This window comes from Amycolatopsis sp. cmx-11-12 (assembly GCF_046269425.1).
Lineage (GTDB): Bacteria > Actinomycetota > Actinomycetes > Mycobacteriales > Pseudonocardiaceae > Amycolatopsis.
Genome location: NZ_JADNQM010000029.1, coordinates 100744 through 119806, shown reverse-complemented (window position 1 = coordinate 119806; position 19063 = coordinate 100744). Strand labels below are relative to the sequence as shown.

The window sequence follows — 19063 nt, the reverse complement described above, 5'->3', positions numbered from 1 at the left end:
AGCCTTGCTCGTGCTCATCCAGCACGAACAACGCACCCGGCACATCTGACAAGCACCACCCCACCCCGGCATTAACACACCCGGTCAACCCCACCCCACCAGCCAAGACCAAGATGAAAAGTCCCCAATGTGGCATTGGGGGCGCTGAGCGTCTCCAATGCCACATTGGGGACATCAGCCACGCAGTGTCCGCGCGGGGCTGAGACCTCGACGAAGGCCCCCGTCACCCACCACTGGTCTCGCCCACGAACACGGCTGCAAGTCCGTGAAGGCCTCCTTCCCTACTTTGAGGGTAGGGAAGGAGGCCTTCACGGACTGGGGAAGGGGACTTCCCACACCGCAAGTAGGTGACTAATTGCGTGTGCCCAGGTGGCGGGCGTAGCTCTTCGTTCTCGCACGAGTCGTCTGGGTAGCCGGTTACTATTCGGCCGCACAGACGGCACTTGTGCGAAAAGAGGTAACCGGACGATGCAGGCCCGAGGACGCGCCGTCCTCGCGACACTTCTGCTCGTGGCGTTCCCAGTGGTGGTCGTCGCGGTGGGTGTCGCCAGTGTGCTGGCGGGCCTGCGGATCCCGGGCAAGACCGGCATGTACGTGATGTTCGCCGGCCTCGCGATGATGATCGCGCTCGGTTTCGGGCTGGTGAGTGCGCTGCGGGCGCGGCGTCCCCCGATCGAGGGGCCGCGGCTGGGCCGCGACGCCCATCCGGCGCTGTGGAAGATGATCGACGACCTCGCCGCCCAGGTGAAGACGCGTCCGCCGGACGAGATCGTGCTGATCGGCGAGATCAACGCGGCGGTCACCGAGGACGCCCGGTTCCTCGGCCTGCGGCCGGGCCGCCGCACCCTGCTGATCGGGCTGCCGTTGCTGGCCGCGATGAGCGTCAGCGAACTGCGGTCGGTGCTCGCGCACGAACTCGGCCACTACAGCGGCGGCCACACCCGCCTGCTCGCGCTGACCTACCGCGGCACCCAGACCCTCGCCTTCACCGTCGACAGGCTGGACGGCGGCCCCGCCAGGGCCTTGCTTTCCGCGTATTCGAAGCTGTACCTCCTGGTCGCGCGGTCGGCGAACCGGCGGCAGGAACTGCAGGCCGACGAGGCGTCGGTGCTCGCGGCGGGAAGCCGGACAGCGGCCGCGGCACTGCGGAAAGTCGCGACGCTGAGCCCGCTCTGGAAGGACTACTCCGAGCGCTACGTCTCGCTCGGCGTGGCGGCGCGGCGTACTCCCGCGGTGCTGCTGGGCTTCCGTTTGTACCTCAACCATCCGGTCCAGCGGGACTGGGTGACCGAGTACGCCGAAGACATCCTCGACGGCGAAGAGCTGTCGAAGTTCGACAGCCATCCGCCCACGAAGCGGCGGATCGCCGCGCTGGCCGGGGTGCCGGACAACCCGGTGAAGCCGGACGCGCGGCCGGGCTGGTCACTGCTGGGGGCGCCGAAGGTCGACGTCCCCGAGGCGGAACTGGACGTGCTGATCCGCGACGTCGGGCCGCGCGCGGACTGGGACGAGGTCGTCAAACGCGCCGGCCGGGCATCGGTGGCGGAGGGCGCGAGGCTGCTGACCTCGGCCGGGATCGAGAGCAGGCTGGCGCCGCGCGGCACGGTCGGCGAAGTCGTCCGGGTCCTGCGTGACGGCGACGCCGACGCGCTCGCCAAACCCCTGCGCGCCCCATCCCGCGAAGAGGGCCGCGAACTGCTGACCGAGTTGTTCGCCGACACAATCACCGCCGCGATGATCGACAACGGCGTCGCCGCGCACCGCCTGAACTGGGGTGGCGGCTGGGAACTGTGCCTCGGCGACGGCGAGCCGTTCGACGTCGCCGAACTGGTCGGCCCGGCCGTGGCGAGCCCGCGCGCGGTCGACGAACTGGTCCACAACCTGCAACTGCTGAACGTGCCCGCCGGCTACTTCTGCAAGCAGGAGCCCGAACGGGAGCCGGATCCCGCCGAAGCCCGGATGCTCGGAATGTTCACCGCGCTGAAGGCCAAGCGGAAGCTCTACGACCTGATCGTCTGCGACACCGAGGTTGTGCTGCTGCCGATGGCACGTTCGGTGCTGCTCCGCCGTGGCGTCGCCGGGCTCATCGGAGCGCGCGGGGTGTCGGACCGCAAGCGGATCCGGAAGCTGCGGGAACGCGGCCTCGACGACCTCCGCGCCGAGCCGGGCGCGCGACGGATCCCGTTCACGGACATCGTCGCGGGTGGTTTCCCCCGCCGGAAGCTCACCGCCTACCTGACGATGGAACTCTCCGACGGCGAGACGCTGGAACTGGCGATCACCGGCAACACCGAGGACTTCGGGACCGCCCACGACGAACTGAAGACGTTCTTCAGCTCGCTGAAGGCTTGACCCCCACGCCGCCGAGGCTCAGGTAGTTCAGTTCGGTCAGCGGAGCGAGACGCGGGCCCTCCGGCCACCATTCGTGCAGGTGGACGACGCCGGGTTCGAGGATGTCCAGTCCGTCGAACAGCGACACGATCTCCTCGCGGCCGCGGTGCACGGTGCGGTGCCCGGTCTCGGCCATCAGGTCGTCGAGCTTCTGGGCGAGCGCGCCGCGCGCGCCGTCGCCGGGGGTGAAGTCGTGGGTGATCAACAGGTACGACCCCGGCGCGATCGCGTCGGCGTACGCGCGGACGATCGCCCGTGCCTCGCCGAGGTCTTCGATGTGGTGCAGCACCGAGTTCAGGATCACCGCGACCGGGCGGTCGAGCTCGATGTGCTCGGCGACCACCGGATCGCCGAGGGTCTGCGCGGGGTCGGTCAGATCCGCGCCGCTGACGTGGACGAGGTGGTCCTCCAGCAGCGCCAGCCCGTGTGCCTGGACGACCGGGTCGTGGTCGACGTAGACGACCAGCGCGTCCGGGTTGTACCGCTGCGCCGACTGGTGTGTGTTCTCCGCCGTGGGCAGACCCGAGCCGAGGTCGAGGAACTGGTCGATACCGCGGGCACCGGCGAGGAACCGGACCACCCGGCTCGCCCAGGAGCGGGTCTCCTTCGCCATCGCGGCGGAGTCGGGGGCGAGCGCGAGCAGATCCGCGACCGCCCGCCTGTCGACCTCGTAGTAGTCGTGTCCGCCGAGAAGCGCGTCCTTCATCCGGGCGAGATTGGGCTTGCTGTAGTCGAGGGGAAGCGGGCGCCTCGACACAGACCGGACCTCGTCCGAAGTCATGGACACGTTCCACCCTTCAGCCGCGCACGGGTCGCGTGAACGCGTCCCACGGCTCCCTCGACATCGACGGACAGTACACAGGTTACGACATGGCGTGTAGCAAAGTGAACCTCCCCAAGGGCCTTGCCTACCTGCGGTGATCATGTGTGCGAGTAGCGTCGCGTCACCCGAAAGTGAGTTCACTCCAGGTGACACCGCCGTCAGTGGTGCGATAGACGGCCGATCCGCCCTCGGCGTCGGGTAGCCCGTCGACCACCACCCCGACGCGTTCATCCGGGAAGTCCAGGTCGTTGAGGCAGACCCCGCGGCCGCTGAGGACCGTCGTCGTCCAGGTCGCCCCGCCGTCACCCGTGCGGTGGAGGAATCCGGTGCCGCCACCCTCCGCCGCGACGGTCGCCACCGAGGGCGACGCGGCACTGAAACTCTGGTTGATCCCGAGCGTGGGTCCTTGCGCCGTTCCGGTGAACCGCCCGCCGAGCTTCGGCGCCCACCACAGCCGCCGGACGGTCGACCCCGGCTGCGGCGATCCCGGTCCCCCGCTGCACAGCGCCAGCACGCGCCCTTGCCGGACTCCGCTCAACGAAGCCGAACTGTCGGCCGGGCAGGGCGGCGGCGCGGCCGCGAAGGTCAGGCCGTCGGACGACGTCCAATACCTCTGGACCCGGTAGTCCGACCCCATCGACACCTGGATCCCGCCGCTGGTGGCGATGTCGCCGTAGGTCGTGGAGCCGGTGACGGTGAACCCCGGAACGGGCAGGAGGACCCGGGTGCCCGCGAGCCCCGCGTACAGCGTCGTCGTCGACGGCTCACCGAAACCGGTGACCACGGCGAACACACGAGGCCCGGCTTCGGTGATTTTCGAAATATAGAAGGGTTCCCGGACTCCGGCGAGCCGGACGCGGGACCAGGTGCCGCCGCCGTCGTGGCTGGCGAGCAACCGGGTGCCGTCGGAGAGGAAGACGTCGCGTTCGTCGATCACGGTGAGCTTGACCTGGTTGTGGTTGTCCGGCAACGAGATCGGCGGGGTGCCGACCTGCCGCCACCGCTTCCCGCCGTCGGCCGTCGACAGCAGGGACGCGCACCATCCCGGTTTCCCGCACGGCGAAAACCCGAGGACGAACCCGCGCAGCGGGCCGGTCCAGCTCGTCGACGCGGGAGCGAATCCCCGGGGTACCAACGAAGCGGCGGCGACGGGCGGAGTGAGGACGGCCAGGGCGGTCAAGGCGATGGCGGTGAGCACGGCCCACCGGTTCGGCTTCATGGTCACGAGACGTCCGGCCCCCTCGGGGGTTGCCCGCCGTTCGGGGTGAACCCGCGGATCACGTCCGGTACGCTCACGAACCTTGTTTCGCCCGGAGCCGGACCGGGTATACGGCGTTCGGCCGGTGAGACGGAGGTAGCACCGATGGACGACGCGGGTCCGCGCGCCGGCGGTGACGACGGTGAAGAACTCGATGCCGGGACCACCCAACGCCGGTTCAGCCTGAACGTCCACGACCCGGATCACCTGCCGCGCAAACTCGACGGCCGGTACGAGGTGGGCGATCTGCTCGGTCGTGGCGCGACCGCGCGTGTCTTCCGCGCTCGCGACCTGCTCGAACAGCGCGAGGTCGCGCTGAAACTGTTCCACGCGGACACGATGACCCGTGACGAGCGCCGCCGTGACCAGGAGATCCAGACCCTCAGCGTGGTCCGTCATCCCGGGCTCGTCCCGTTGTACGACGCGGGCTCCGACGACGGCTACACCTATCTCACGATGCGGTTGGTCGACGGGCCGAATCTGGCCCAGTGCCTGCGTTCCGGCCCGCTCTCCCCGGACGCGGTCGTCGACCTGGCGGCCAGGCTGTCCGACGCGCTCGCGCACGTCCACGCGCACGGCATCACCCATCGTGACCTGAAACCGGCGAACATCCTGATGTCCGACGACGGCCCGCTGATCGGCGATTTCGGCGTCGCGCACGCCTTCGACGCGACCAGGGTGACCGAGACCGGCGGCGTGGTCGGCACGGCCGCCTACATGGCGCCCGAACAGGTCCGCGGCGAGAACATCGGCCCGCCCGCCGACGTCTACGCGCTCGGGCTGGTGCTGCTCGAATGCCTGTCCGGGGAACGGGAGTACACCGGGACACCGGTCGAGGCCGCGGTCGGGCGGCTGCACCGGCAGCCGCGGATCCCCACCGGCCTGTCGGTGACCATGACGACGCTGCTGCGCGGGATGACCGCGCGGAAGCCGTCCCAGCGGCCGACCGCCGCGGCGATCTCGCGGATCTTGCTGGAGGACTCGACCGGGACGAAGGTGGTCCATCTCGCGCCCGCCACCCGCAAGCGGGCGGCCGTGGTCGCCGCCATCAGCGCGCCAGCCGCCGCGATCACCATCGGTGTCCTGCTGGCGGTCAACCAGACCGGGGCGAACCCGCCGATCCAGCCGGGCGGGACGCCCCCTCCGGCGGCGACCGGCACGTCCGCCCCGGGTGCGGGTGGACCGCCGTCCTCGGAGAACGTCGAGGTGCCCACCCGCGGCACGGTGACACCGCACGGCACGGTCGTGGTGACCGAGGCCGTCCCGATCTCCGCCAATCCGCCCGGCACCACCGGGAACGCCGGTGCCACCCGGACACCGGATGGCACGACCGCTTCGAACGAGCAGCCGAGCACCCCCACGAAACCGAGCAAGAGCAAACCCAAGCCACCGACGAAAAGCAGCAAGCCCGGTCCTCCCGGCTGAGCGACCGCGCAGTCGGTATGTCCACTGTGGACGATGATGGGAGACGGCGATGACCTACATCAACGACCCGCGTGAGCCGCAGGAAGAGATCGTCGAGCGGACACCTGCCAGGATTCGCGTCGTACGGATCATCAACGCCGTCGTCCACGCGGTGTGCTGGATCTTCGCACTGGTCCTGATCCTGCACATCCTGCTCGTGTTCGGCGAGGCCAATCCCGGCAACGGGTTCGCGCAGCTGATCGACCAGTGGTCGCGCGGGGTCTCCCTCGGCCTGCGCAACCTGTTCACCCCGGACGGCCCCAAACTGCGCACGCTGCTCAACGACGGCCTCGCCGCGCTGCTGTGGCTGATCATCGGCGGCGTGGTGACCGATCTGGTCTCGCGGATCGGCCTACCCGGCCCGCGACGGGTCTGGTACCGGCGAACACTCAGTTGAGCGAGCCGGGGTTCCCCGGCGGGACGTCACCGGCGCCCTCGGCCTGTTCGGCCGGGGCCTCGGTGTCCTCCACCGCGACCTCCACCGCCTGTGCGCCGGGCTCCGGCTCGGTGTCGAAATGCTCACGGCACCAACGGCCGTAACGTCTCGAATGCACGGTCATCGTGGCACCTCCTTACTCTGTCACCACGATCCCTCAATCATGTGACGCGCGCCACTTGTTTACCCCGGCTCATTTGCCGAATTCCGTCACGATCGCGGCACAGAACGCGGGCAGATCGCCGGGGTTCCGGCTGGAGATCAGGCCGTTGTCGTTGACGACCTCCTGGTCGACGACCAGGCCGCCGGCGTTGCGGATGTCGGTGCGGACGCTGGGATACGACGTGAGCGTGCGGCCACGCACGACGTCGGCCTCGACCAGCGTCCACGGCCCGTGGCAGATGACCCCGACCGGTTTGCCGCTGTTCACGAAATCGCGGACGAAGCGGACCGCGTTCTCGTCGGCGCGCAGATTGTCCGGGTTCATCGTGCCGCCGGGGAGCACGAGCGCGTCGAAGTCGTCGACCGTGACGTCCTTGACGACCCGGTCCACGGTGAACTTGTCCGCCTTGTCGATGTCGCCGTTCATGGCCTGGATCTCGCCGGATTCCAGCGAGACGACCTCGGCCGTGGCCCCGGCGTCGGTGACCGCTTTGCGCGGTTCGACCAGTTCGACCTGTTCCACGCCGTCCGCCGCGAGAATGGCCACGCGGCGCCCGTTCAGCGATGTCGCCATGGGGTTCCCTCCTGTGACTCGTCTTCCGTCCCCGGATTACCCCGGCGCGGAGCCGCCGAACCATGGGCATGAACCGACGTCACGGCGGGTATCAGTCCTCATGCGACTTCGGCGAGCGGACCTGGGGTCCCCCGGCATCCGGAGGCGGCGCAGAGGTCGTGGCTTCGGCTATCTGACCCCCGACGGCCGGCCGCTGAAGGACGAGGACACGATCGAGCGGATCGACGCGCTGGCGATCCCGCCCGCGTGGCGGCGCGTGTGGATCTCGCCGTACGACAACGCGCACATCCAGGCGGTCGGCGTGGACGACGCCGGGCGGCGCCAGTACCTCTATCACCCGGAGTGGCGACGGGCGCGGGACGAGGAGAAACACGAGCGCGTCCTCGCGCTGGCGCGAAAGCTGCCCAAGCTGCGCGAGGCGGTCCAAGAGGATCTCGATTCCCGCGGGCTCACCCGCGAACGGGTGCTCGCCGGTGCGCTGCGCATGCTCGACCTCGGCGTGTTCAGGACCGGCGGGGAGGACTACGCCGACGAGAACGGCACGCACGGGGTGGCGACTCTGCTGTGCGAACACGTGTCGGTCAGCGAAGGCTGCCTCCTCTGCGACTACCCCGCCAAGGGCGGGATCCAGCGGAAGGTCCGGCTGCGGGACGACGGTCTCGTGCGGCTGGTCCGGTCGCTGCGACGGGCACGGGGCGGGGACGTGCGCCTGCTCGCCTATCGCGACGGCCGAGAGTGGCAGGAGGTCCGGGCCGACGACATCAACGAACGGCTCAAGGAACTTGTCGGCGAGGACTTCACCGCGAAGGACCTGCGGACCTGGAACGCCACCGTGCTCGCCGCTTCCGCCTTCGCAGGACAGGAAAAGCCGACCAGTCAGCGTGGCCTGAAACGGATCGAGAAGACCGTGATGACCGCGGTCGCCGAGGGCCTCGGCAACACACCCGCCGTCGCCCGAAAGTCCTATGTGGACCCTCGCGTTATCACGGCCTACCACGAGGATCGGACCATCGAGCGCGCGGCGCGACGAGCGGAGAAGGCGACCGATCCCACCGAGGCCCGCGACATCGTGGAGCGGGCGGTGGTGCGCCTACTGCGCGGGTCGTGAGGCCTCGATGGCGAGGACCGCGATGTCGTCGTGCGTCCCGCTGCCGAGCCAGTCCCGCACCGCGGTGCGGACCCGGCCGACGACCTCACGGCCGGACAGCCCCCGGCAGCCGGTCAGCAGTTCGCGCAGCCGTTCGTCGCCGAACAGGTCCGACGGCCGCTCGTGGTGACGTGCCTCGGTGATCCCGTCGGTGTAGAGCAGGCAGACGTCACCCTCGGCCAGCCTGACGGCCGTCTCGGCGAAGCGGGCCTGCGGGGAGATCCCGACCAGGGTGCCGGGCAGGGTGATCTCGTCGACCCCGCCGCGGCGGCGCACCACCAGCGGCGGGGGATGCCCGCCGGAAGCCAAGGTGACGCCGAGACCGTCTCCGCCCGCCAGCACCGAACCGAGCACCAGCGTGGCGAACCGGCCACTGCCGCCGGTGATGAGCAAGGAGTTGAGCAGGCTCAGCAACGTCGTGTTGTCGCGCTCGACGAGGTTGAGCGCGGCCAGGGTCTGCCGGACCCTGCCGGTGAGCGCGGCCGCCTCGGCGCCCTTACCGCAGACGTCGCCGAGGACGAACATCGCGCCGCCTTCCTCACGCGGCAGGACGTCGTAGAAGTCGCCGCCGACGTCGAGCAGCCCGGCCGACGGCTCGTACCAGACGTCGAACTTGACGCCGGGGACGTCCGGGGGCGGAGTCGGGCGCAGAGTGGTCTCCAGGCCGCGGGTGGCCTCTTCCTGGCGGGCGTAGCGGTGCGCGTTCGCCAGCGCGGTCCCGGCCGCGCGGGCGAACTCGGCCACCGCTCGCGGGTGGTCGTGGCCGAACGCGGGCCCGCCACGCCTGCCGAGCACGACCGCGCCGGTGACCCCGGCGCCGCCGTCGAGCCCCAGCGAGACCACGGTGACCGACGAATGGACGGCGAGGCGCTCCGCGACGACCGTGGGCAGCGTCGCGATCTCTTCCTCCGGGACGGCCTTGACCTCGGGTTCCTCGGCGGAGGCGAAGGTTCCGGCGAGCACCGGCGCCAACTGGGCCGGGACCCGGCGGATGCGGCCGTGCCCGTGGCTGGTGCGGTGGTCGCAGCTCCACCATTCCCATCGGCCGCGGGTGGTGGGCAGCAGGACGAACACGCAGTCGGCGAGTTCGGCCGCGGCGACCTCGGCGATCACCCTCGCCGTCCCGTGCCGTCCCCGTGCGGAGGCCAGCCGCGGCGCCGAAGCGGCGAGGAAGCCGTCCACGCGCGGGCCGTCGGCCGCGACCGCGGAGGTCACCGTCCAGGCGTGCCAGCCGCCGGGCAGCGTCCGGATCCGCGCGGGGAACCGGCGGCCGGTGTGCTCGACATGGCCGACGTCGGGGCCTTCGGCGGTCAGCACCGGGCGGCCGCCGCCGAACAGTTCACGGGCGGCCGGGTTCGACCAGCGCAGCGCGCCGTCGACGTCCTGCACGAGCACCGCGTCACGGACGTCTTCGAGCAGCTCGCGCCAGAACCTCCCGGATTCGGGCAGCGCGCCCTCGCTCGTCCCTGCCGACGGCTCCGAGGGGAGCGACGTCGAGGCCGGGGCCGGCCGTGACACCATTCCCGGACCTCCTCCTGCCTGGCGGGTAGCGCAGTGTGAGCGGGCGGACTGGCTCGAAGTGTAGGTCGAATCATGGCACGCTGATGCGACGACCATGGCTTGGCATGCGTGGTGGAGAGGGTCGACACAGATGACACAGCACTCCCAAAGGGACCGGACCTCCGTGGAAGGTGGTGGCGGCCAGGTGGACGAAGCGACCCTGGAACGCCTGCTCTCGGCGGCCCGTGACCTCGGGGACGGCAACTTCCGGCGGCGGTTCGTGGCGCACGGCGACGGGCTCACGGCCCAGCTCGCCGTCGCCTTCAACGACATCGCCGAACGCAACCAGCGGCTGGTGACCGAACTCCTGCGCGTCCGCGAGGCGGTCGGCAAGGAAGGCAGGCTGACCGAGCGCGTCGCGGCCGAGATCGGCCCCGGCGGCTGGGCCACCGCGGTCGACGTGGTCAACGGGCTGATCGAGGATGTGAGCAGGCCCACCGCCGAGCTCAACCGGGTCCTCGGCGCGGTCGCCGAGGGCGATCTGTCGGAGCCGATGCCGCTGGAAGTCGGCGGGCGGCCGTTGCAGGGTCAGTTCGCCGAAGTGGCGAAGACGGTCAACGGCCTGATCAAGCAGCTTTCCCGGTTCGCGACCGAGGTCACCAGAGTGGCCCGCGAGATCGCCACCGAAGGCCGTCTCGGCGGCCAGGCCGAGGTCCCGGGTGTGGCGGGCACCTGGCGTGATCTGACCGACAACGTCAACGTCATGGCCAGCAACCTGACCGACCAGGTCCGCAACATCGCCCAGGTCACCACCGCGGTGGCGCGGGGCGATCTGACCCAGAAGATCAACGTCGACGCACGCGGCGAGATCCTGGAACTCAAGAACACCGTCAACATCATGGTCGACCAGCTCTCGGCCTTCGCCGACGAAGTCACCCGGGTCTCGCGCGAGGTCGGCAGCGAAGGCCGTCTCGGCGGCCAGGCGCAGGTCCCCGGCGCGGCTGGCACGTGGCGCGACCTCACCGACTCGGTGAACCTGATGGCGGACAACCTGACCGACCAGGTCCGCAACATCGCCCAGGTGGCGACCGCGGTGGCCAAGGGCGACCTGTCGCAGAAGATCAACGTCGACGCCAAGGGCGAGATCCTCGAACTCAAGAACACCCTGAACACGATGGTCGACCAGCTCTCGGCCTTCGCCGACGAAGTCACCCGCGTCGCCCGCGAGGTCGGCAGCGAAGGCCGTCTCGGCGGCCAGGCGACCGTGCCGGGTGTCGCCGGGACGTGGCGCGGGCTCACCGACTCGGTGAACCAGATGGCCGACAACCTGACCGACCAGGTCCGCAACATCGCCCAGGTCACCACCGCGGTGGCCAAGGGCGACCTGACGCAGAAGATCACGGTCGACGCGCGCGGCGAGATCCTCGAACTGAAGACGACCGTCAACACGATGGTCGATCAGCTGTCGTCGTTCGCCGACGAAGTCACCCGGGTGGCTCGCGAGGTCGGCACGGAAGGTCAGCTCGGCGGGCAGGCGCAGGTGCCCGGGGTCGCCGGGACCTGGCGCGACCTCACCGGGTCGGTCAACTTCATGGCGAACAACCTCACCGCGCAGGTCCGCAACATCGCCCAGGTGGCGACCGCGGTGGCGAAGGGCGACCTGTCGCAGAAGATCGCCGTCGACGCCAAGGGCGAGATCCTCGAACTGAAGAACACGCTGAACACCATGGTGGATCAGCTGTCGGCCTTCGCCGACGAAGTCACCCGCGTCGCCCGCGAGGTCGGCAGCGACGGACGGCTCGGCGGTCAGGCCACCGTGCCCGGCGTGGCCGGGACGTGGAAGGACCTGACCGACAACGTCAACTTCATGGCGAACAACCTGACCGACCAGGTCCGCAACATCGCCCAGGTGACCACCGCCGTCGCGAAGGGCGACCTGACCCAGAAGATCATCGTCGACGCGCGCGGCGAGATCCTGGAACTCAAGAACACCGTCAACATCATGGTCGACCAGCTCTCGGCCTTCGCCGACGAAGTCACCCGGGTCTCCCGCGAGGTGGGTACCGAAGGCAAACTCGGCGGCCAGGCGCAGGTGCGCGGCGTCGCCGGGACCTGGAAAGACCTCACCGACAACGTCAACGTCATGGCCGACAACCTGACCGACCAGGTGCGGAGCATCGCCACGGTGACGACGGCGGTGGCGAACGGCGACCTGTCGAAGAAGATCTCGATCGACGCGCAGGGCGAGGTCGCCGTCCTCGCCGAGACGATCAACAGCATGGTCGAGACGCTGCGCGCGTTCGCCGACGAGGTCACGCGGGTGGCGCGCGAGGTGGGCACCGAAGGCATCCTCGGCGGCCAGGCCCGCGTCCCGAACGTGGCGGGCACGTGGAAAGCCTTGACGGACAACGTGAACGTGATGGCCGACAACCTGACCGGCCAGGTCCGCAGCATCGCCACCGTGACCACCGCGGTGGCGCAGGGCGATCTGTCGAAGAAGATCGACATCGACGCGCGCGGCGAGATCCTGGAACTCAAGACGACCATCAACACGATGGTCGACCAGCTGTCGTCGTTCGCTTCCGAGGTCACCCGTGTCGCGCGCGAGGTGGGCACGGACGGCACGCTCGGCGGTCAGGCGGAGGTGCCCGGCGTCGCCGGCACGTGGTCGCGACTGACCGAAAGCGTGAACCAGCTGGCCGGGAACCTGACCACCCAGGTACGGGCGATCGCGCAGGTGGCCACCGCGGTGACCGCGGGCGATCTGACCCGGCACATCACCGTCGACGCGTCCGGGGAGGTGGCCGAACTCAAGGACAACATCAACCAGATGATCGCGAACCTGAAGGAGACCACCCGCGCCAACCGCGAACAGGACTGGCTCAAGACCAACCTGGCCCGGCTGTCCGCGCTCATGCAGGGTCACCGCGATCTCGCTTCGGTGGCTTCGCTGATCCTGTCCGAGCTGACGCCGCTGGTGTCCGCTCAGCAGGGCGCGTTCTTCCTCGCCCGCGAGGACGAGCAGGAAGAGACCGTCCTGGAGAGCATCGCCACCTACGGGCTGGCGAAATCCCAAGCGGGCCTTCGGTTCTCCCCCGGTGAGTCGCTCATCGGCCAGGCGGCGGTCGACCGCCGCACGATACTGGTCCACGAGGCCCCGCCGGAGTACGCGCTCATCTCGTCGGGTCTCGGCTCGGCCGCGCCGGTGAACGTGATCGTGCTGCCGGTGCTGTTCCAGGGCGAGGTACTCGGCGTGCTGGAACTGGCGACGATCAACGCGTTCAGCACCGTCCACATCGACCTGCTGGAACAGCTGAAGGAGACCATCGCGGTCAACGTCAGCACCATCCAGTCCAACTCGCGCACCGAGGCGCTGCTGACCGAATCCCAGCGCCTGGCACAGGAACTGCGCGCACGATCCGAGCAGTTGCAGGCGCAGCAACGGGAACTGCGCCGGTCCAACACGGATCTCGCGGAGAAGGCGGCACTGCTGGCGCAGCAGAACCGCGACATCGAGGTCAAGAACAGCGAGATCGAGCAAGCGCGGCAGGAACTCGAAGAGCGCGCCGGGCAGCTGACCATGGCGTCGCAGTACAAATCCGAGTTCATGGCGAACATGTCGCACGAGCTGCGGACCCCGCTCAACAGCGCCCTGATTCTCGCGAAACTGCTTTCGGAGAACCCGGACGGGAACCTGTCGGAGAAGCAGATCCAGTTCGCGCGGACGATCTACTCGGCGGGCAGCGACCTGCAACAGCTGATCAACGACATCCTCGACATGGCCAAGGTCGAAGCCGGGCATCTCGATCTGCAGATGTCCGACGTCACGCTGCCCGAAGTGGTCGAGTACGTCGAATCGATCTGCCGTCCGCTCACCTCGGACAAGGGCCTGGAGTTCGCCGTCCTGATCGACCCGCCGGTGCCGTCGTCGATCCACACCGACGAACACCGCCTGCAACAGGTGCTGCGGAACCTGCTGTCGAACGCGGCGAAGTTCACCGACGAGGGCGGCGTGCGCCTGCACATCCGGATGGCCGACGCGGGCGAAGTGGAAGCCGAGTCGCTCCGCCAAGCCCCCGGCGTCCTCGCGTTCGCCGTCGAGGACACCGGGATCGGCATCGCCCCGGACAAACTCGCGATCATCTTCGACGCGTTCCGGCAGGCCGACGGCACCACCAGCCGCAAGTACGGCGGCACCGGGCTGGGCCTGTCGATCAGCCAGCAGCTGACGGAACTGCTCGGCGGCGAACTCCGCGTCCGCAGCGAACCCGGCAAGGGCAGCACGTTCACCCTGTTCCTGCCGGTGAGCGCGTCGAATCTGATCGTCCCGACCACCCAGGCGAGCGGTGTCCCGCTGATCATGGCCGTCCCGCAGGTGATCCCGGTGACCCCGTCACTGCGGTTCCACGGCGAGAAGATCCTGATCGTCGACGACGATCTGCGCAACGTCTTCGCGCTGGCCGCCGTCCTGGAGCGCAACGGCCTGGAAGTCATCTACGCCGAGACCGGCGTCGCGGGCATCCGGGCCCTGGAACGGCACGAGGACACCGCGCTGGTCCTGATGGACGTGATGATGCCCGAACTGGACGGCAACGCCACGATCACCGCGATCCGCGCCGAAGCCGCGCACGAGGACCTGCCCGTGATCGCCGTCACAGCGAAGGCGACCGCCGAGGACAAGGCGCGGACGCTGGCCTCGGGAGCGGACGACTACGTGACCAAGCCTGTCGACACCGACAAGCTGCTGGACCTGATCGCTGTGCATCTTGAGGCCGATGCCGCGTCCAGCGGCCTCTCGCAGGCCGTGACCCCCTCGGAGTCCGCCGACTGAGGTTCCGCGTCGAGCGCACCCAATGTGGCGTTGGGTGCGCTCGGTGCGCCCAACGCCACATTGGGTCCGAGCCGACGCGTCGCCTCGGACTGAGGTCGGGTCTCCCGGGCTGCCTCTGCGAGACCGTCCCTGTCACGACCGGGTTTGGAGGGGGTGTGTGGAAATAGGGACGATGAGTGTCCCTATTTCCACACACCCCCTTACCCAGGCCTCATGACAGGAGCGGGTAAGAGCCCTCGACCGAGGTCACTGAACACCCGTGGCGCCAGAGCCCGGTCAGACACGGGTCGGCAAGCACTGTCCTGAAGGCCACCTTTGAGACGCTGATCGTCTCAAAGGTGGCCTTCAGGACAGCCTCAGCTCGGCCCGGAAACGAAAGAACCCGCAGGCCAGAGCGGCTGCGGGTCTCGTTCGGAGCGGTGGAGCGGGTGACGGGAATCGAACCCGCGTAGCTAGTTTGGAAGACTAGGGCTCTACCATTGAGCTACACCCGCGTGCCCCCGAAGTACCGGGTGCGAAAACAGCTTAGCGTGACCCGCTAGGCTGTGTGCACACCCCCCGGGAAGATCGGGGAAGTCACGGGATGTGGCGCAGCTTGGTAGCGCATCCGCTTTGGGAGCGGAGGGTCGCAGGTTCAAATCCTGTCATCCCGACTCGATGAGGCCGGACCTGCGGGTCCGGCCTTTTTCGATCCGGAAGCCCGCGCCCCGAGCAGAAGGAGATCCATGGAGATCCGTCACGCTCTCACCGCCGACGCTCCCGCCGTGACCGCGCTACTCGCCGAGCTGGGCTACCCGGACAACAGCGAGGCCGACGTGCGCCGCCGGCTCGAACGTTGGTCCCGTCATCCCGAGGGTGCCGCGCTCGTCGCCGAATCGGACGGCACCGTGGTCGGCGTCGTCGCGGTGGTGGCGATCCCGCTTTTCGAGAAGGAAGGCTCCGCCGGACGGATCGTGGCCTTGGTGGTGAACGAAACCCAGCGCGGTACGGGGGTTGGACGCGAACTGGTCGCCGCTGCCGAGGCGGAGGCGCTGCGATGGAGCTGCACCGCCATGGAGGTCACCAGTTCCCGCCACCGGACCGGCGCGCACGCCTTCTACCGGGCGCGGGGATACGAGGACCGCTGTGAACGCAGCGCCCGGTTCGTGCGCTATCTGAACTTCTGATCCCTCGAAGGCGACGCTTCGCACTACTCCCCCGTCGCCTGACGACCGCGTTTCGTCCTCTGGTTGCGGTCCTTGCGCGTGCAACTACCGCAACCAGAGGACGAATTGCGGTAAGACTGGCGGCGTGAAGGACGATCGTCAGGTGGAAGCGCTCCTGCGGGAGCTGGCCCCGCAGGTCATCGGGCTGATGGTGCGCAGGCACGGGCAGTTCGACGCCTGCGAGGACGCCGTCCAGGAAGCACTGCTCTCGGCCGCGCAACAATGGCCGGAGCAGGGCATCCCGGACAGCCCGAAATCCTGGCTCACGACAGTCGCGTCGCGGCGCCTGGTCGACGAGTGGCGCAGCGAGAGCGCCCGCCGTCGTCGCGAAGAGAACTCCGCGGTGATGGACCTGGCCGGTCCGGGCGAAGCGTCCACAGTGTCCTCATCGGACGACACACTCACCGTGCTCTTCCTGTGCTGCCACCCTTCCCTGTCCGCACCGTCGCAACTCGCGCTGACCCTGCGCGCGGTCGGCGGCCTGACCACCGGCGAGATCGCGACCGCTTTCCTGGTCCCGGAATCGACGCTGGCCCAGCGGATCAGCCGCGCGAAGCAGACCATCAAGAAGGCGGGCGCGGAGTTCGTCCTGCCTCCGTCCGCCGAACTCGCCGAACGGCTCCGCGTCGTCCTCCACGTGCTGTACCTGATCTTCAACGAGGGCTACACCACCAGCGGCGGCCCCGACCTGCACCGCGCCGATCTGACCGCCGAGGCGATCCGGCTGACCCGGTTGCTCCGCCGTCTCATGCCCGACGAGGACGAGGTCACCGGCCTGCTCGCGCTCATGCTGCTGACCGACGCCCGCCGCGCCGCCCGCGCAGACGAGGACGGCTCGCTCATCCCCCTCGCCGACCAGGATCGCTCACTCTGGAACGCGGAAGTCATCGCCGAAGGGGTCTCGCTGGTGAGCGCGGCGCTGGAAGCGGGTCCGGTCGGGCCGTACCAGGTGCAGGCCGCGATCGCCGCCGTCCACAGTGAGGCGGCCACCGCGGCCGACACCGACTGGTCACAGATCCTCGCGCTGTACGACGTCCTCGAGAAGGTCTCACCCGGCCCGATCGTCACGCTCAACCGCGCCGTCGCGGTCGCCGAGGTCAACGGCCCGGCGGCGGGTCTCGAACTGCTCGCCACGCTCGACGACGACAGCCGGATGAGCCAGACCCACCGCCTCGATTCCGTCCGCGGGCATCTGCTGGAACTGGCCGGGGACACCGGCGCCGCACGCGAGGCCTACGTCCGTGCCGCCGGGAAGACCGCGAGTGAACCCGAAAAGCGGTACCTGACCGGGCGCGCCGAGCGGCTCACCTGAGCACCTGGAGGATCGTCTCGTGCGACTTCTCGTGGACGTAGCCGGTGTAGACGGTGTGGATCCGGTGCTCGGCGCCGTTGAAGAGGGTCACGGTCGCCTTGAGCGGGATGTCGCGCTGCTTCTCCACGTGTGAGAACTCCTCGTACGGCAACCAGATCGCGCCCGCCCGGGCGGCGACCGCGTACGGGGCCTGGGCCATCAGCGCGAGCAGTGCCTCCTTCCCGGAGTCGGCCTCGGTCCCCGGGGCGGGTGAGAAGATCAGGCCGCGTTCGGTGATGACCAGATGGCCGGGCTGATCGTCGAACTTCACGTTCGCCAGCCCGCCGATCACCGGTGCCTCGCCCGGCGAGAGCCGTTCCGTGCCACCGTTCGCGGCCGCCGGGTCGATGCCCAGCCCCGCCAGTGCCGCGCGGGCACGCGCGACATGCTCGGGTTCGCCGATCAGCAGATCCTCGACGAGGTCGAAGTCCAGGAACGACCCGTCGGTGAGGACGAAGTCCGGTTCGTCGTCCCACCGGTGCACGAACCGCATCGTGCCCGCGTCCAGGGCAGCCAGGACGATCGCGGCCGTGAGCCCGTCCTCCGGGATATCCGCTCCCGACAACGTGAGAAGCGCTTCGAGGCTTCCGCCTGGCTGCCCCGACGCCCGGGCGATGGCCCGGTACGCGGTCTCGGCGTCGACCTTCAGCCGCGCCAGTGCCGCCTCACGCGGGTACGTGTCCCAAGGGAGACGACGACGCTCACCGAAGTCGAAAGATGCCTCCTCGAGCCGGGCCGCGGACCGGACGGGGTCGGCGAGCAGGCCCAGTGCCGGGCGTTCGTCCACATCGGACTTGTCGGGCGCGGTTTCCAAGGCCCACAGCCGTTCCGTCGTCGGCGGGTGGGTGTCCCAGCGCGACGGTAGCCGGACGGGCGCGTCGACGGTGGCCAGCCATTCGCGCCGGGCTTCGAGCATCCTGGCGAAACCGCCGTAGACGTCGTCGGGGGCCATCTTGACCGCCGCCCCGGGTTCGACGTGAACGCCCAGGTACCGCGTCCATTCGCCGCCGAGCCGCGCGTGCAGCCGCAACGCCGAGTGCGCGGTGGCCCGTCCGGCGATCCGGCCCATGACCTGGTCAGCCCCGTACTCACGGCGGCGGCTCGCCACCCGCTGGGTGAGGACGAACAGTCGCGCGTAGCCGCGGAACAGCCACGCCAGCGGGTTGATCGTGCTTCGCGGAAAGCGGTCGAGCATCCGCGCGACGGCGACGTGGGAGCGGTAGCCGGTCACGCTGGTCCGGCCGTCGAGCTGCCCGTAGTGGGCGAACTCGTGCGCGAGCGCGGCGCGTGCCTGTGCGCGGGTGAAGGCCTGGAGCGTCGGAAGGCCGATCGACAGGAAGCGGCGACCGGGTTTCAGCCCGAACATCCGCGCCTCCTCGACGACCGACGCCCCCGGCCCGGCGGTGAGCCACACCTGGTCCGGCAGCCGGGTGCCGATCGTCTCCGCCAGTTCGGTGAGGGTCGCCCACAGCTCAGGGGCGTCATCGCGGTAGAGCGGAACCCCTTTCGGCACGAAGGGCACCGGGCGGATCGGCAGGAGCGCCGCGACCCCAGCACCGAACAGCAAGCCCATGCCGAGCCCGGCGAGGATGAACAGCGGGACGTTGTCGATCCCGGCCAGCAGGAAGCCGCCACCGAAGGCGAGCAGGAGGAAGATCAGCGTGTCCAAGGCGTAGAACCCCACGACCAGGACCACGACCTTGACCACGCCGATCCGCATGGCGGGAAACCTACCCGGTGGCGAGGTCCGCGTAGTCCAGATTCGCCGGACCGCCCGCCGACACCGTGCCCGCCTCGGCCTCGTGGACCGGATCGCTTGGAGACCCGGTAGACCACGGTGCCGTGCGCCTGGACGGACGCGCTAATCGTCCCGGTCGAAGTGTTCTCATGGGACAGTGCCACCGCGCGATCCCCGTTGGCC

13 protein-coding genes and 2 tRNA genes are annotated in these 19063 nt (G+C 69.4%); 8 read left to right on the top strand and 7 right to left on the bottom strand.

The window, feature by feature from the left end; genetic code table 11:
• Positions 1-510: 510 nt before the first annotated feature.
• Entirely contained in the window at positions 511-2352 is a 1842-nt protein-coding gene (locus tag ACLARN_RS32070) for a M48 family metalloprotease (protein WP_409495210.1), read from the top strand.
• Here the strand turns inward: ACLARN_RS32070 and ACLARN_RS32065 are convergent.
• Together ACLARN_RS32065 and ACLARN_RS32060 are read right to left on the bottom strand one after the other, a co-directional pair.
• The gene (locus ACLARN_RS32065; RefSeq protein ID WP_409495209.1) at positions 2333-3172 is read right to left on the bottom strand and encodes an SAM-dependent methyltransferase; all 840 of its coding nucleotides are present in this window, start codon (positions 3170-3172) and stop codon (positions 2333-2335) included. The two genes, ACLARN_RS32070 and ACLARN_RS32065, sit on opposite strands and share 20 nt — an antisense overlap.
• Before the next feature lie 163 nt (positions 3173-3335).
• The gene (locus ACLARN_RS32060; RefSeq protein WP_409495217.1) at positions 3336-4433 is read right to left on the bottom strand and encodes a hypothetical protein; all 1098 of its coding nucleotides are present in this window, start codon (positions 4431-4433) and stop codon (positions 3336-3338) included.
• 144 nt (positions 4434-4577) lie between these two features.
• On the opposite strand from ACLARN_RS32060, the gene ACLARN_RS32055 reads away from it, so the two are divergent.
• Together ACLARN_RS32055 and ACLARN_RS32050 are read left to right on the top strand one after the other, a co-directional pair.
• Positions 4578-5897, top strand: coding sequence for a serine/threonine-protein kinase (locus ACLARN_RS32055; RefSeq protein ID WP_409495208.1), 1320 nt, complete (start codon positions 4578-4580; stop codon positions 5895-5897).
• Positions 5898-5946: 49 nt separating this feature from the next.
• On the top strand, positions 5947-6333 hold the full coding sequence (locus tag ACLARN_RS32050; RefSeq protein ID WP_409495207.1) for a hypothetical protein: 387 nt from the start codon (positions 5947-5949) through the stop codon (positions 6331-6333).
• Here the strand turns inward: ACLARN_RS32050 and ACLARN_RS32045 are convergent.
• Positions 6326-6496, bottom strand: coding sequence for a hypothetical protein (locus ACLARN_RS32045; protein ID WP_409495206.1), 171 nt, complete (start codon positions 6494-6496; stop codon positions 6326-6328). The two genes, ACLARN_RS32050 and ACLARN_RS32045, sit on opposite strands and share 8 nt — an antisense overlap.
• Before the next feature lie 69 nt (positions 6497-6565).
• Positions 6566-7108 carry a type 1 glutamine amidotransferase domain-containing protein gene (locus tag ACLARN_RS32040; RefSeq protein ID WP_409495205.1) on the bottom strand — a complete coding sequence of 181 codons (543 nt, stop codon included), beginning with the start codon at positions 7106-7108 and terminating at the stop codon, positions 6566-6568.
• A gap of 100 nt (positions 7109-7208) precedes the next feature.
• Between ACLARN_RS32040 and ACLARN_RS32035 the strand changes: the two genes are divergently transcribed.
• Positions 7209-8216, top strand: coding sequence for a DNA topoisomerase IB (locus tag ACLARN_RS32035; RefSeq protein WP_409495204.1), 1008 nt, complete (start codon positions 7209-7211; stop codon positions 8214-8216).
• Here the strand turns inward: ACLARN_RS32035 and ACLARN_RS32030 are convergent.
• A complete protein-coding gene (locus ACLARN_RS32030) occupies positions 8199-9776 on the bottom strand; it encodes a SpoIIE family protein phosphatase (RefSeq protein WP_409495203.1) in 1578 nt (525 codons plus the stop codon). The two genes, ACLARN_RS32035 and ACLARN_RS32030, sit on opposite strands and share 18 nt — an antisense overlap.
• A 130-nt stretch (positions 9777-9906) precedes the next feature.
• Here ACLARN_RS32030 and ACLARN_RS32025 point away from each other — a divergent pair, with 130 nt between their 5' ends.
• Positions 9907-14586: a HAMP domain-containing protein gene (locus ACLARN_RS32025; protein ID WP_409495202.1), complete on the top strand. Its 4680-nt coding sequence runs from the start codon at positions 9907-9909 to the stop codon at positions 14584-14586.
• 420 nt (positions 14587-15006) lie between these two features.
• Here ACLARN_RS32025 and ACLARN_RS32020 read toward each other — a convergent pair.
• Positions 15007-15080 (bottom strand) — tRNA-Gly (locus ACLARN_RS32020).
• Positions 15081-15165: 85 nt separating this feature from the next.
• On the opposite strand from ACLARN_RS32020, the gene ACLARN_RS32015 reads away from it, so the two are divergent.
• The 3 genes from ACLARN_RS32015 (at position 15166) to ACLARN_RS32005 (ending at position 17103) form a co-directional block, all read left to right on the top strand.
• Positions 15166-15239, top strand: a tRNA-Pro gene (locus ACLARN_RS32015).
• A gap of 72 nt (positions 15240-15311) precedes the next feature.
• Positions 15312-15752 (top strand): GNAT family N-acetyltransferase, encoded by a 441-nt coding sequence (locus ACLARN_RS32010; protein ID WP_409495201.1) that lies wholly within the window; start codon positions 15312-15314, stop codon positions 15750-15752.
• Between the two features lie 124 nt (positions 15753-15876).
• Positions 15877-17103 (top strand): RNA polymerase sigma factor, encoded by a 1227-nt coding sequence (locus ACLARN_RS32005; protein WP_409495200.1) that lies wholly within the window; start codon positions 15877-15879, stop codon positions 17101-17103.
• Here ACLARN_RS32005 and ACLARN_RS32000 read toward each other — a convergent pair.
• Positions 17096-18862: a M48 family metalloprotease gene (locus ACLARN_RS32000; protein WP_409495199.1), complete on the bottom strand. Its 1767-nt coding sequence runs from the start codon at positions 18860-18862 to the stop codon at positions 17096-17098. The two genes, ACLARN_RS32005 and ACLARN_RS32000, sit on opposite strands and share 8 nt — an antisense overlap.
• Positions 18863-19063: the final 201 nt, after the last annotated feature.